The organism is Pseudomonas sp. KB_15, assembly GCF_052114525.1.
Lineage (GTDB): Bacteria > Pseudomonadota > Gammaproteobacteria > Pseudomonadales > Pseudomonadaceae > Aquipseudomonas.
The window spans coordinates 341,831-354,961 of sequence record NZ_JBFREX010000002.1 but is presented as its reverse complement, the minus strand read 5'-3'; the positions used below and the strand labels follow the sequence as shown (position 1 = coordinate 354,961).

The 13,131-nt window shown below is 59.1% G+C and carries 10 protein-coding genes; 4 read left to right on the top strand and 6 right to left on the bottom strand.

Going from position 1 to position 13,131, the window contains the following annotated elements:
• Positions 1–298: 298 nt before the first annotated feature.
• Positions 299–1,735, bottom strand: coding sequence for a nitrogen regulation protein NR(I) (ntrC, locus tag AB4Z35_RS03970; protein ID WP_442096091.1), 1,437 nt, complete (start codon positions 1,733–1,735; stop codon positions 299–301).
• On the bottom strand, positions 1,732–2,817 hold the full coding sequence (gene glnL / locus AB4Z35_RS03965) for a nitrogen regulation protein NR(II) (protein ID WP_008002923.1): 1,086 nt from the start codon (positions 2,815–2,817) through the stop codon (positions 1,732–1,734). The genes ntrC and glnL overlap by 4 nt, the downstream gene beginning before the upstream one ends.
• Before the next feature lie 23 nt (positions 2,818–2,840).
• Here glnL and AB4Z35_RS03960 point away from each other — a divergent pair, with 23 nt between their 5' ends.
• The gene (locus AB4Z35_RS03960) at positions 2,841–2,999 is read left to right on the top strand and encodes a hypothetical protein (protein WP_157221388.1); all 159 of its coding nucleotides are present in this window, start codon (positions 2,841–2,843) and stop codon (positions 2,997–2,999) included.
• A 48-nt stretch (positions 3,000–3,047) separates the two neighbouring features.
• Here AB4Z35_RS03960 and AB4Z35_RS03955 read toward each other — a convergent pair whose 3' ends face one another.
• From AB4Z35_RS03955 to glnA, 3 genes are all read right to left on the bottom strand, one after another.
• Complete coding sequence (locus AB4Z35_RS03955; RefSeq protein WP_442096090.1) at positions 3,048–3,668, bottom strand: DUF4124 domain-containing protein; 621 nt, start codon at positions 3,666–3,668, stop codon at positions 3,048–3,050.
• On the bottom strand, positions 3,665–4,180 hold the full coding sequence (locus AB4Z35_RS03950; RefSeq protein WP_442096089.1) for a DUF4124 domain-containing protein: 516 nt from the start codon (positions 4,178–4,180) through the stop codon (positions 3,665–3,667). The genes AB4Z35_RS03955 and AB4Z35_RS03950 overlap by 4 nt, the downstream gene beginning before the upstream one ends.
• A gap of 291 nt (positions 4,181–4,471) precedes the next feature.
• Positions 4,472–5,878 (bottom strand): type I glutamate--ammonia ligase, encoded by a 1,407-nt coding sequence (gene glnA, locus AB4Z35_RS03945; RefSeq protein WP_008002929.1) that lies wholly within the window; start codon positions 5,876–5,878, stop codon positions 4,472–4,474.
• A gap of 328 nt (positions 5,879–6,206) precedes the next feature.
• On the opposite strand from glnA, the gene thiI reads away from it, so the two are divergent.
• Together thiI and typA are read left to right on the top strand one after the other, a co-directional pair.
• On the top strand, positions 6,207–7,661 hold the full coding sequence (gene thiI / locus AB4Z35_RS03940; RefSeq protein WP_008002931.1) for a tRNA uracil 4-sulfurtransferase ThiI: 1,455 nt from the start codon (positions 6,207–6,209) through the stop codon (positions 7,659–7,661).
• Positions 7,662–7,800: 139 nt separating this feature from the next.
• Positions 7,801–9,621: a translational GTPase TypA gene (typA, locus tag AB4Z35_RS03935; RefSeq protein ID WP_007989225.1), complete on the top strand. Its 1,821-nt coding sequence runs from the start codon at positions 7,801–7,803 to the stop codon at positions 9,619–9,621.
• Between the two features lie 219 nt (positions 9,622–9,840).
• Here typA and AB4Z35_RS03930 read toward each other — a convergent pair whose 3' ends face one another.
• A complete protein-coding gene (locus AB4Z35_RS03930) occupies positions 9,841–10,278 on the bottom strand; it encodes a YkgJ family cysteine cluster protein (protein ID WP_007989226.1) in 438 nt (145 codons plus the stop codon).
• 256 nt (positions 10,279–10,534) lie between these two features.
• On the opposite strand from AB4Z35_RS03930, the gene AB4Z35_RS03925 reads away from it, so the two are divergent.
• On the top strand, positions 10,535–12,985 hold the full coding sequence (locus AB4Z35_RS03925) for a glycogen/starch/alpha-glucan phosphorylase (protein ID WP_442096088.1): 2,451 nt from the start codon (positions 10,535–10,537) through the stop codon (positions 12,983–12,985).
• Positions 12,986–13,131 lie beyond the last annotated feature (146 nt).

The following is a 13,131-nucleotide window of genomic DNA, read 5'->3' as shown; positions in this document are numbered from 1 at the left end:
CATGTGTGGTAACAGAAAATTCTGAAGTAATGCTCAAGGCCCCGTAATTCGGGGCTTTGGTGTTTTTGGGGGGGGAGTTTTGCGGCAGATGGAGGCGGTGTTTCGATTCAGCTTTCGTGCGCGATTGCGGTTCACAGTGCATTCAGTCGGTGCATTGATGGCTCTAAAAGCATCGCGAGCAAGCTCGCTCCCACAGGGTTCGATGGTGTCTACACGATAGTGAAAACGCCGAAAAACCACTGTGGGAGCGAGCTTGCTCGCGATTGGGCCTAACGATCAGCGAATAACTACAGGCTGTTTAGCCCTCATCCCCCTCATCCTCATCCCCGCCATCTACCTTCATCCCCAATTCCTTGATCTTGCGCGTCAGGGTGTTGCGCCCCCAGCCCAGCAACACGGCGGCATCGCGGCGGCGGCCGGCAGTGTGTTTGAGGGCGGTCTCGATCATGATCCGCTCGAAGGCCGGCACGGCGCTGTCGAGCAGGCTCGACTGGCCGCGGGCCAGCGCCTGGTCGGCCCACTGACGCAGGGCTTGCTCCCAGTTGGTCACGGGTGCCGAATCCTGCGGCAGGCTCAGCAGCTCCGGCGGCAGGTCGCCGATGTGTACTTCACGACCCGACGCCATCACCGTGATCCAGCGGCAGGTGTTCTCCAGCTGTCGCACGTTGCCGGGCCACGGCAGGTTCTTCAGGTATTCCTCGGTTTCGCTTTTCAGCAGTTTTGGCTCGACGGCCAGTTCTTGCGCGGCGCGGCTGAGGAAATGCTTGGCCAGGGTCGGGATGTCTTCGCGACGGTCCGACAGGCGCGGGATGTGGATGCGGATCACATTCAGACGATGGAACAAGTCCTCACGGAATTTCCCGGCATGCACCAGGGTTTCCAGGTTCTGGTGGGTCGCAGCAATGATGCGCACATCGACCTTCACCGGCACATGACCGCCGACGCGGTAGAACTCGCCATCGGCCAGTACCCGCAGCAAACGGGTCTGGGTATCGGCCGGCATGTCGCCGATTTCATCGAGGAACAGCGTACCGCCGTCGGCCTGTTCAAAACGCCCTCGACGCAGGTTGGCCGCGCCAGTGAACGCGCCTTTCTCGTGGCCGAACAGTTCGGACTCCATCAGGTCTTTTGGAATCGCCGCCATGTTCAGCGCGATGAACGGCGAAGCCGCCCGCGGGCTGTGACGGTGCAGGGCGTGGGCCACCAGTTCTTTACCGGTACCGGACTCGCCGTTGATCAGCACGGTGATGTTGGAGTGGCTCAGGCGGCCGATGGCGCGAAACACCTCCTGCATCGCCGGCGCTTCACCAATGATTTCCGGCGTGCGGGTCAGTGCCGGGGCGACTTCCAGGCCCTGTTGTTCCTGGGCGTGCTGGTTGGCGCGTTTGACCAGGGAGACCGCTTCGTCGACATCGAACGGCTTGGGCAGGTACTCGAAGGCGCCGCCCTGATAGGACGCGACAGCGCTGTCCAGATCGGAGTGAGCGGTCATGATGATGACCGGCAGCCGGGGGTGCTGCTCGCGAATCCGCGCCAAAAGGTCCAGGCCGCTGGCGCCAGGCATGCGGATGTCGGAAATGATCACATCCGGCTGCTGGCGCGCCAGGCGGCTCATCACGCCATCGGCGCTGTCGAAGCTTTGCGTGGTCATGCCTTCCTGCTGCAGGGCTTTTTCCAGGACCCAACGGATAGAACGGTCGTCATCGACGATCCACACGGTTTCACTACGGCTCATGTCGATGTGGCTCCTTGTTCCAGTGGCAGAAAGATCGAGAAAGTGGTGTGGCCGGGGTGGCTGTCACATTCGATCAGGCCCTGGTGCTGGCTGATGATGTTCTGGGTAATGGCCAGGCCCAGCCCGGTACCGTCCGGACGACCGCTGACCATGGGAAAGAAGATGGTTTCCTGAAGTTCCGCAGGAATGCCCGGGCCGTTGTCGATGATCTCGATCTTGGTCACCAGGCGATGGCGCACGTGGCCGATGGTGAACTGGCGCATGGTGCGGGTGCGCAGGCTGATGCGCCCCAGGCGCAGCTCGTTCTGGCTGCTGATGGCCTGCATGGCGTTGCGCACGATGTTCAGGACCGCCTGAATCATTTGCTCGCGGTCGATCAGCACGTCCGGAATGCTTGGATCGTAGTCGCGCACCAAGGTGATGCAGCCCTGGCTTTCGGCCTCTACGAGGTGGCAGACGCGCTCCAGCACTTCGTGGACATTGCACTGGGCCAGTGACGGCAACTTGTTGGAGCCGAGCATGCGATCCACCAGGTTACGCAGGCGGTCGGCTTCTTCGATGATGACGTTGGTGTAGTCGCGCAGGCTTTCTTCCGGCAGTTCGCGGGCCAGCAATTGTGCCGCGCCGCGAATCCCGCCTAGCGGGTTCTTGATTTCATGGGCAAGGCCGCGCACCAGCATCTTGCTGGTTTCCTGCTTGGACAGCTGTGCTTCTTCCTTGGTGATCCGCAGCAAGCGGTCGCGGGGGTGGACTTCGAGCAGCAGCATCGTGTCGCCGTTGCTCAGAATCGGCGTTACCGCGTAGTCGACGGTCAGGGTCTGGCCGGTGAGGGCGGTGAGCATGGCTTCGCGCTTGGTGAACGGGTGCGCTTGTTCGACGGCCTGGCGCAAGGAGTTCAACGCTTCGGTCGATTCGGTAAACAACTCACTGATGAACTGCCCGTGGCTGCGCTGACCGCTGATGGCCAGCAGCATCTCCGCCGCCGGGTTCATGTACTCGAGGCGCAGTTCGGCGTCGAGCAGGATGGTGGCGGTGGTGAGGTTGTCGAGTAGCAAACGGTGGAGTGCGTCGCTAATGGTCATCGGGACCTCTTTTAGAGCAGGGCATGCGCAAGAAAAAAGCGCTGGTACGGGCAAAATGCAAAAACCAAACCAAGGCTCCGAAAAGAAGCGTTCAGCGCCTGAAACAGGCGTTTGACGCTCGTTTGCGTGGCGTTCTGCCGGCTTTTTCGGGTACTTTCGAACCAAAATGGGTTGGAATGTGAGTACGGTGCAAGCAATTGCACCAATATAGTGCGCAAACCTGAACGAGGTTAGAAAAGTCGCAGGAACGGATTTTTTTCTTCGGCGGGTTTGTCGCCGGGCGGGCATTCCGGCCGCTGGCCGTAGTCTTCGAGAGTGCAGGGTTTGATCTTGCGCTTCTGGGCGAGAGACGTGCGCTGCATGTGGAAGGGTTGGCTGGCGGTGCGTTCGACGATGCGCCCCTGTTCGTCGAGGATTTCCACGGACAGGGTATGGCTGCCGCGATCGATGTTGCTCAACGGGAACACCGGACTCAGGCCAGGTTCGGCAGTGGGCTGGCCGTCGAGCAGTAATCGGTAGCGATGACCCCGTTGCAGGCCTGGTTCGCTGGTGACGCTGACGATGATTTCACCTGCGTTGCTGCGGATGGTCGCGTCGGGTTCCGGAACCAGGATGCGCACCAGGTCATAGTGGAACGGCGCTTTTACTTCGGGACTGTCTTCTGCACTCGACGGCGCTGCACTTGTGGGGTTGGCCGCCATTCGATTGCTCTTTACCAGTGGTACACGCGTGGCGTTGCCGGGTTTGGGTTGGTCGGTGAAAACCCGGTTGCCTTGGGGGTCAACGTAAGTAAAAACCTCTGCCGACGCGGGCAGCGCGATGAAGCAGGCGATCAGCAGCCAGGCCTTCAAGGCGTGTGTACTCGTTGCACAGTGAAAGTTGTGGTGGGGCTCTGCTGTACAACGTTTTCGCCATCGATCACTTGCACGGCGAGGCGGTGTTCGCCGCGATCGATGTTCACCAGTTGCAGGATCGGCACATTGCCTGGCTGGCCGCAGGGCTGACCGTCCAGCAGCAGGCGCAACAGGTGGGCGCCTTGCAGGCGGGGCTTGATCAGTACCGTTACGGTGAACGTGCCGTTGTTGGCGCGCAAGGCTTCGGTGGTGGGCAGGCCTGTCAGCTCAAGCACTTCATAGGTCTTGTGGGGCTGTTCATTCGGGGCGGCTTCAGCAATAGGCGCGGCTTCGCCGGGAGGCTGGCGCTCAATGCTGTTGAGGGGCGGCAAGTCGACCGGTTGGGCACTGACGCCGTCAGGCGGTTGATTGCTGTACGCGGTGGCGCCGTTGGCGTCCGTGTATTTGTAGATCTGCGCCGTGGCGGGCAGAACAATCAGCAACAGGATAAAGAGAAAACCACGACCCATGGAATCGACCGGAAACGAAAGCGTTGGGTTGCAGCATAGGTCAGGCGAGGCGGTTGTCCCAAGCAGCTAAACATATGGATATGGTTTGCGAGATATTCCAGGCGCCACAAACCCTTGTGGGAGCGAGCTTGCTCGCGATGGGGGTATTGAATTCATCATCGGTATGGTCTGAAAGTCCGCTATCGCGAGCAAGCTCGCTCCCACATGGGGCATCATCAAACAATGGCAATAAAAAAGGCCTCCACGAAGGAGGCCTCTTTTTGTCACGCCGCGTGTCGCAGCGCTACCGGATCAGCAGCTGTAGTACAGCTCGTATTCCAGTGGGTGTACGAAGGTACGTACCTTGATTTCTTCTTCGCTTTTCAGGGCGATGTAAGCGTCGATGAAGTCGTCGCTGAAAACGCCGCCTTTGGTCAGGAACGCACGACCTTTGTCCAGCTCTTCCAGGGCTTCTTTCAGGCTGCCGCAAACTTGTGGGATCTCTTTCGCCTCTTCTGGCGGCAGGTCGTACAGGTTTTTGTCAGCAGCGTCGCCAGGGTGGATCTTGTTCTGGATGCCGTCCAGGCCAGCCATCAGCAGTGCGGCGAAGCACAGGTACGGGTTGGCAGCCGGATCCGGGAAGCGCGCTTCGATACGGCGGGCTTTCGGGCTCGACACGTAAGGAATACGGATCGAAGCGGAGCGGTTGCGAGCCGAGTAGGCCAGCATCACTGGAGCTTCGAAGCCTGGAACCAGACGCTTGTAGGAGTTGGTCGCCGGGTTGGTGAAGCCGTTCAGGGCCTTGCCGTGCTTGATGATGCCGCCGATGAAGTACAGAGCGGTATCGGACAGACCGGCATAGCCTTCGCCTGCGAAGGTGTTCTTGCCATCTTTCCAGATGGACATGTGTACGTGCATACCCGAGCCGTTGTCGCCGTACAGAGGCTTAGGCATGAAGGTCGCGGTGCGGCCGTAGGCATCGGCTACGTTGTGCACGACATACTTCAGGGTTTGGGTTTCGTCGGCTTTCTTCACCAGGGTGTTGAACTTGACGCCGATTTCGTTCTGGCCGGCAGTCGCCACTTCGTGGTGGTGAACTTCGACGGTCAGGCCCATTTCTTCCAGTGCGTTGCACATGGAGGTACGGATTTCGTGGTCGTGGTCGAACGGTGGAACCGGGAAGTAGCCGCCTTTGACGCCTGGGCGGTGGCCTTTGTTGCCGCCTTCGATGTCCTGGTCGGACATCCACGAACCTTGTTCAGAGTAGATCTTGAACATGGAGCCGGAAATGTCGGACTTGAACTTGACCTGGTCGAAGATGAAGAACTCTGGCTCTGGACCGGCGTACACAGTGTCACCGATAGCGGTGGCTTTCAGGTGCTCTTCGGCGCGCTTGGCGATCGCACGTGGGTCGCGATCGTAGCCTTGCATGCTCGAAGGCTCGATGATGTCGCAGACCAGGATCAGGGTCGGTTCTTCGGTGAACGGATCCAGAACAGCGGTGGAGTCGTCCGGCATCAGGATCATGTCGGAGGCTTCGATGCCTTTCCAGCCAGCGATGGAGGAACCGTCGAACATTTTGCCGACTTCGAAGAAGTCGTCATCCAGCGCATCGCGAGCCGGCATGGTCACGTGGTGCTGAGTGCCTTTGGTGTCCGTGAAGCGCAGATCAATCCACTTGACGTCATGATCTTTGATGAGTTGAACCGACTTCGACATAGTGTCCTCCGGGTGGCTTCGGGCTAGTAATGGATGCCCTTAAATGTGGGTGATGCCGGCGCGAATACTCTGCCAAGGCAACCTGCCTCACAAGGGAGCAAATTGCATGCCAGTGCCCCACCATGGGTTTTTTGCCCCAATTTCACGCCTGTCAGGCGGAAAAGTACCTTAAAGCGGAAAATCCTGCCCTACAATGTGGCGTTCATTTCAATAAATGACCTGTTTTGGTGCGTGCGAAACCTTCTGCACATTAACTGGTTAAACCTTGAGCAATTTCCGCTATAATCCGCGCCCCCCTTTTTCGGCAGGCCATGCGCGCGCTGTTTCCATGAAATTAATCGTAAAAGTCTTCCCCGAGATCACCATCAAGAGCCGCCCGGTACGGATGCGTTTCATCCGTCAATTGGCCAAGAACATCCGTGCCGTGCTCCGCGATCTGGACCCGGCCGTGGTGGTGAACGGCGTGTGGGACAACCTCGAGCTGGAAACCCGCGTCAGCGACCCCAAGGCCTTGAAGGAGATGGGCGAGCGCCTGAGCTGCATGCCGGGCATCGCGCATTTCCTGCAAATCGATGAATACCCGCTGGGCGATTTCGACGACATCGTTGAGAAGTGCAAGCAGCACTACGGTGATGCACTGGCCGGGAAGATTTTCTCGGTGCGTTGCAAACGCGCCGGCAAGCACCCATTCAGCTCGATAGATATTGAGAAATATGTCGGCAGCCAGTTGCGTCGTCAGTGCGGTGCCGCCGGGATCGACCTGAAAAAACCGGAAATCGAAGTCCGAATCGAAGTTCGCGACCAACGGTTGTTCGTGATCCACAGTCAGCACAACGGCATCGGCGGATATCCGCTGGGCGCCCTGGAACAGACGCTGGTGCTGATGTCCGGCGGCTTCGATTCCACCGTTGCGGCCTACCAGATCATGCGCCGTGGCCTGATGGCGCACTTCTGCTTCTTCAATCTGGGCGGACGTGCCCACGAACTGGGCGTCATGGAAGTCGCGCATTTCATCTGGAAGAAGTACGGCAGCTCCCAACGCGTGCTATTTGTCAGTGTGCCGTTCGAGGAAGTGCTGGGCGAAATTCTCGGCAAAGTCGATAACAGTCATATGGGCGTAGTATTGAAGCGTATGATGTTGCGCGCTTCGTCCCGGATTGCCGATCGACTGCACATCGAGGCACTGGTCACCGGTGAGGCGATTTCCCAGGTGTCGAGCCAGACGTTGCCGAACCTGAGCGTGATCGACTGCGTGACCGACAAGCTGGTACTGCGTCCGCTGATCGCCAGTCACAAGCAGGACATCATCGACCTGGCCAACGAAATCGGCACCGCCGATTTCGCCCGGCACATGCCGGAGTACTGCGGCGTCATTTCGGTCAATCCGAAGACGGCCGCCAAGCGCTACCGTGTCGAGCACGAAGAGAAAGAATTCGATATGGCGGTGCTCGAGCGTGCGCTCGAAAACGCCAAGCTGGTGCCGATCGATCGCGTGATCGACGAATTGGGCCAGGACTTGCAGATTGAAGAAGTCAGCGAAGCGCTGGCCGGTCAGATCGTCATCGATATCCGTCACCCGGATGCCGCTGAAGACGACCCGCTGGACCTCGCTGGCATCGAGGTACAAACGATGCCGTTTTATGCACTGAACGCTCGTTTCAAGGAACTGGACCCTACTCGCCAGTACCTGCTGTATTGCGACAAAGGCGTGATGAGTCGCCTGCATGCCCACCATTTGCTCAGTGAGGGGCATGCCAATGTGCGCGTTTATCGACCGAGCTAAGTGCCCGGGGCTGTTTGCCTGTGGCCTGCGTCACCGGCCCCCCGACGCCACCGTCAAGCTGTAACGGCTTTCACGGACGCTACTGTTAATCGCTGCCAAGACTTGTCAGCACACCGAATCCTCTGATCGAGATACACAAGTGATCGAAAATCTACGCAACATCGCCATCATTGCCCACGTTGACCATGGTAAAACCACCCTGGTAGACAAACTCCTGCGTCAATCCGGCACCCTGGAGCGCAACGAGCTCAACGACGAGCGCGTGATGGACTCCAACGACCAGGAAAAAGAGCGCGGTATTACCATTCTGGCGAAAAACACCGCCATCAACTGGAACGGCTACCACATCAACATCGTGGACACCCCGGGCCACGCCGACTTCGGCGGTGAAGTTGAGCGCGTAATGTCGATGGTCGACTCCGTTCTGCTGCTGGTTGACGCTCAAGACGGCCCTATGCCGCAAACCCGTTTCGTGACCAAGAAGGCTTTCGAAGCCGGCCTGCGTCCGATCGTGTGCATCAACAAGGTTGACCGTCCAGGCGCGCGTCCGGACTGGGTTCTGGACCAGATCTTCGACCTGTTCGACAACCTGGGTGCCACCGAAGAACAGCTGGACTTCAAAGTCGTCTACGCCTCGGCCCTGAACGGTATTGCCGGTCTGGACCACACCGAAATGGCTGAAGACATGACCCCGCTGTACCAGTCGATCGTCGACAACGTACCGGCGCCGGCTGTTGACCGTGAAGGTCCGTTCCAGATGCAGATCTCCGCACTGGACTACAACAGCTTCCTGGGTGTTATCGGTGTTGGCCGTATCGCTCGTGGTCGCGTCAAGCCGAACACCCCGGTTGTCGCTATCGGCGCCGACGGCAAGAAGCGTAACGGTCGTATCCTGAAGCTGATGGGTCACCACGGTCTGCACCGTGTAGACGTTGAAGAAGCTGCAGCAGGCGACATCGTCTGCATCAGCGGTATGGACTCGCTGTTCATCTCCGACACCCTGTGCCACCCGGATACCGTTGAAGCGATGAAGCCGTTGACCGTCGACGAGCCAACCGTTTCCATGACTTTCCAGGTAAACGACTCGCCATTCTGCGGTAAAGAAGGCAAGTTCGTGACTTCCCGTAACATCAAGGAACGTCTGGACAAAGAGCTGCTGTACAACGTTGCACTGCGCGTTGAAGAAGGCGACTCGGCTGACAAGTTCAAGGTTTCCGGCCGTGGCGAACTGCACCTCTCGGTACTGATCGAAACCATGCGTCGCGAAGGCTTCGAAATGGCTGTAGGCCGTCCGGAAGTGATCATCCGTCTGGTTGACGGCGTGAAGCACGAACCGTTCGAAAACGTCACCATCGACCTGCCGGAAGAATCCCAGGGCAAGGTGATGGAAGAGATGGGCCTGCGTAAGGGCGACCTGACCAACATGGTGCCGGATGGCAAGGGCCGTGTACGTCTGGAATACAACATCCCTGCTCGTGGTCTGATCGGTTTCCGTAACCAGTTCCTGACCCTGACCAACGGTGCTGGCATCCTGACTTCGATCTTCGACCGTTACGACGTGATGAAGTCCGGCGACATGTCCGGCCGTCAGAACGGCGTTCTGGTTTCGGTTGAAACCGGCAAGGCACTGACCTACTCCCTGGAAACCCTGCAGGCACGTGGCAAGCTGTTCGTTGAACACGGTCAGGAAATCTACAACGGTCAGATCGTTGGTCTGAACAGCCGTGACAACGACCTGGGCGTTAACCCTACCAAGGGCAAGAAGCTCGACAACATGCGTGCTTCGGGTAAAGACGAAACCATCGCTCTGGTTCCACCTGTTCGCTTCACCCTGGAACAGGCTCTGGAATTCATCCAGGACGACGAGCTGTGTGAAGTGACTCCTAAGTCCATCCGTCTTCGCAAGAAGATCCTGGACGAAAGCGAGCGTACCCGCGCTGCCAAGAAAGCCAAGGCATAAGATTTAGCCCCGGCTGAACGAAAACGCCCCCGGTCGAAAGGCCGGGGGCGTTTTTGTTTGTCTGGGATTTATGCGGTGTTTGTGCCGGCCCCATCGCGAGCAGGCTCGCTCCCACAGTGTTCGAGGTGAACCACAAATTGTGTGAACACCACAGAACCCCTGTGGGAGCGGGCTTGCCCGCGAAGGCGGCCGATCAGCCGCCACTAGTTTCAGAAAAAATCAGAACCGCTCGATACTCCGCGAATTCCGCTCGCGCTCCACTTCCTTCGGCTTGTACGCGCAATACCCCGGCCGCGGGCCGATTTTCGGGTGGTTGCGGCAAGTATCCGGGCGCTTTTCATAAATAGTGCACAGACGGCTCTTACGATCCAGGTACAGGCAATCGTTGTTGCTCATGCGCTGGAGTGTGAAGATCTCCGACTTCTGGTTGTAACGCTCGACGATCCCTTCTTTTTGCAGGCGCTTGGCAATGTTCTTCGGCGGATCACCGCGCTCGAACTCGTCGACGATGCCGATGCGGATCAGATCCTTGATCTTGACCTCGACGGGCAGGGTGCAGCAGCTGGACATGCACGAGCCGCACATCGGGGCAGAGTACTTGGCCCAGGTATCGAGGCGGTCGATCTCTGCGGCGGCGATCAGGTTCGGCTTCATCATCGGTTGTTACCAGCGTGTGCATCAGGGCGCGCGATCATACCGGGACTGGTGGATTTTTGAACAACCTTTCGCCAGATTTTTTCGCAGGCGGTGCAAACAACCGGAAAATAGGCACGGGCCCTGCATTGATTCAGGCACAAGACAACGCAATGTCGATCCAGCTCGTATTCAAAGGAAAAACTGCCGAACCAGAGCCTCTACCGCCTGTCAGACCGTCTAGGCTCAGACAACTCCAAGCTCGCTCGAGGTCCTATCGATGACTCAAGAACCACTTGTTCGCGAAGCTGAGGTGGCCGCATTCCGCGACGCCGTCTTGACCAAACTCACCTATGCAGTGGGTAAAGACCCGGATCACGCCTTCGACCACGACTGGTTCGAAGCCATTGCCCTGGCCGCGCGGGACCACATGGTCGAGCACTGGATGGACCACACGCGGCAGATCTACCGTAAAGGTCAGAAGCGCGTTTACTACCTCTCCCTGGAATTTCTCATCGGTCGGCTGCTCTTTGACAGTCTGAGCAACCTCGGCCTGCTCGACGTGGCTCGCGAGGCCTTGACTGAACTCGGCGTCGACCTAGAGCGCATCCGCTTGCTGGAGCCCGATGCGGCCTTGGGCAACGGCGGCCTCGGGCGTCTGGCGGCGTGTTTCCTGGAAAGCATGTCGACCCTCGGCATCGCCGCTCATGGCTACGGCATCCGCTATGAGCACGGGTTGTTCCGCCAGGCGATTGTCGATGGCTGGCAGCAGGAGCAGACCGAACACTGGCTGGATTTCGGCAACCCCTGGGAATTCGAGCGGCCTGAAGTGGTTTATCCGATCGGTTTTGGCGGCAGCGTCGAAACCGTGACCGATGAAAGCGGCAAGTCCAGGCAAGTCTGGCACCCGGCGGAAACCGTGCGGGCCATTGCCTATGACACGCCGGTGGTCGGCTGGCGCGGGGCGAGCGTCAACACGCTGCGCCTGTGGCGCGCCCGGGCCATGGAAGATCTGCATCTGGAGCGTTTCAACGCCGGCGATCACCTGGGCGCCGTGGCCGAAGTAGCCCGGGCCGAAAGTATCTCCCGGGTGCTGTACCCGGCGGACAGCACCGAGGCCGGCCAGGAATTGCGCCTGCGCCAGGAATATTTCTTCGTCGCCGCTTCATTGCAGGATCTGCTGCGCCGCCATCGCAACATGCACACCTCGGTGCTGACCCTGGGCGATCACGCTTCGATCCAGCTCAACGACACTCACCCCTCGATTGCCGTGGCTGAACTGATGCGGCAACTGGTCGACGTGTATGACGTGGCATGGGATGCGGCGTGGCAGGTCACCGTCGATACGTTGTCCTACACCAACCACACATTGTTGCCCGAAGCGCTGGAAACCTGGCCGGTCGGCTTGATGGAACGCATGTTGCCGCGGCACATGCAGATCATTTACCTGATCAACGCCCACCACATCGACTCCCTGCGGGCCAAAGGCATTCACGACTTCGACGTGTTGCGCGCGGTGTCGCTCATCGAGGAAGACAACGGTCGTCGGGTGCGCATGGGCAACCTGGCGTTTCTCGGTTCCCACAGCATCAACGGTGTGTCCGGGTTGCACACGCAACTGATGCGCCAAACTGTGTTCTCCGAACTGCACAAGCTCTACCCGGAGCGGATCAACAACAAGACCAACGGCATTACCTTCCGCCGCTGGCTGTACCAGGCCAACCCCGAGCTGACCTCGATGCTGGTCGATGCCCTGGGCCCTGAGGTGCTGGACAACCCGGAAGAGCGGCTGCTCGCCCTCGAACCGTTCGCCGAGAAAAGCGCGTTTCGCAAGGCGTTTGCCGAGCAACGCCTGCACAGCAAGAAAGCCCTGGCGTATCTGATTCATGAGCGTTTGGGGGTGGCGGTCAATCCGGCGGCGATGTTTGACGTGCAGGTCAAGCGAATCCACGAATACAAACGCCAGTTGCTCAACCTGATGCACACCGTTGCGTTGTACCAGGCGATCCGCGCGGAACCTGAAATCGACTGGGTGCCACGAGTGAAAATTTTCGCCGGCAAGGCGGCCGCGAGTTATCACCAGGCCAAACTGATCATCAAGCTGACCAACGACATCGCGCGGGTGGTGAACAACGACCCGACCGTGCGCGGCTTGCTCAAAGTGGTGTTCCTGCCCAATTACAACGTCAGCCTGGCGGAGAGCATCATTCCGGCGGCGGATTTGTCCGAGCAGATCTCCACTGCCGGTTTCGAAGCGTCAGGCACCAGCAACATGAAATTCGGCCTGAACGGCGCGCTGACCATCGGCACCCTGGACGGGGCCAACGTGGAAATGTGCGAGCGCATCGGCGCCGCGCACATGTTCATCTTTGGCCTCAGCGCGCAGCAGGTGGAGGCGCGCAAGCAGAACCATGAGTTCAGTGCCGTACCGGACATCGCCGCGTCCCATCGCCTGAACGATGTGCTGCAAGCGATTCGTGGCGGGGTGTTCTCGCCGGATGATCCGTCCCGTTACACCGGGTTGATCGATTCGCTGGTGGACTACGACCGCTTCCTGGTCTGCGCCGACTTCGATTCCTACTGGCACGCGCAGATGCGCGTCGAAGCCCATTGGCACGATTCGAAAGAATGGTGGCGTTCAGCGGTGTTGAACACGGCGCGGATGGGCTGGTTCTCGTCGGACCGGACCATTCGCGAGTACGCCACGGAAATCTGGAAGGCACTGGAGTAGTTTTCGGCCAGAACTGCGAGCAAGGCCCGGTTGTTGCCGGGCCGGATCGATATACTGGGCGCCGGATTGCCGAGCGGCAGGGTTCATCAGATTCTGAACACACCACCATCCCTTGTGGGAGCGAGCTTGCTCGCGATGAGGCCATA

Excerpts from the sequence above, each read along its gene's own strand:
- ntrC (WP_442096091.1), bottom strand. The coding sequence starts at position 1,735 with ATGAGCCGTAGTGAAACCGTGTGGATCGTCGATGACGACCGTTCTATC.
- glnL (WP_008002923.1), bottom strand. The coding sequence starts at position 2,817 with ATGACCATTAGCGACGCACTCCACCGTTTGCTACTCGACAACCTCACC.
- AB4Z35_RS03960 (WP_157221388.1), top strand. The coding sequence starts at position 2,841 with ATGCGCAAGAAAAAAGCGCTGGTACGGGCAAAATGCAAAAACCAAACC.
- AB4Z35_RS03950 (WP_442096089.1), bottom strand. The coding sequence starts at position 4,180 with ATGGGTCGTGGTTTTCTCTTTATCCTGTTGCTGATTGTTCTGCCCGCC.
- glnA (WP_008002929.1), bottom strand. The coding sequence starts at position 5,878 with ATGTCGAAGTCGGTTCAACTCATCAAAGATCATGACGTCAAGTGGATT.
- thiI (WP_008002931.1), top strand. The coding sequence starts at position 6,207 with ATGAAATTAATCGTAAAAGTCTTCCCCGAGATCACCATCAAGAGCCGC.
- AB4Z35_RS03930 (WP_007989226.1), bottom strand. The coding sequence starts at position 10,278 with ATGATGAAGCCGAACCTGATCGCCGCCGCAGAGATCGACCGCCTCGAT.
- AB4Z35_RS03925 (WP_442096088.1), top strand. The coding sequence starts at position 10,535 with ATGACTCAAGAACCACTTGTTCGCGAAGCTGAGGTGGCCGCATTCCGC.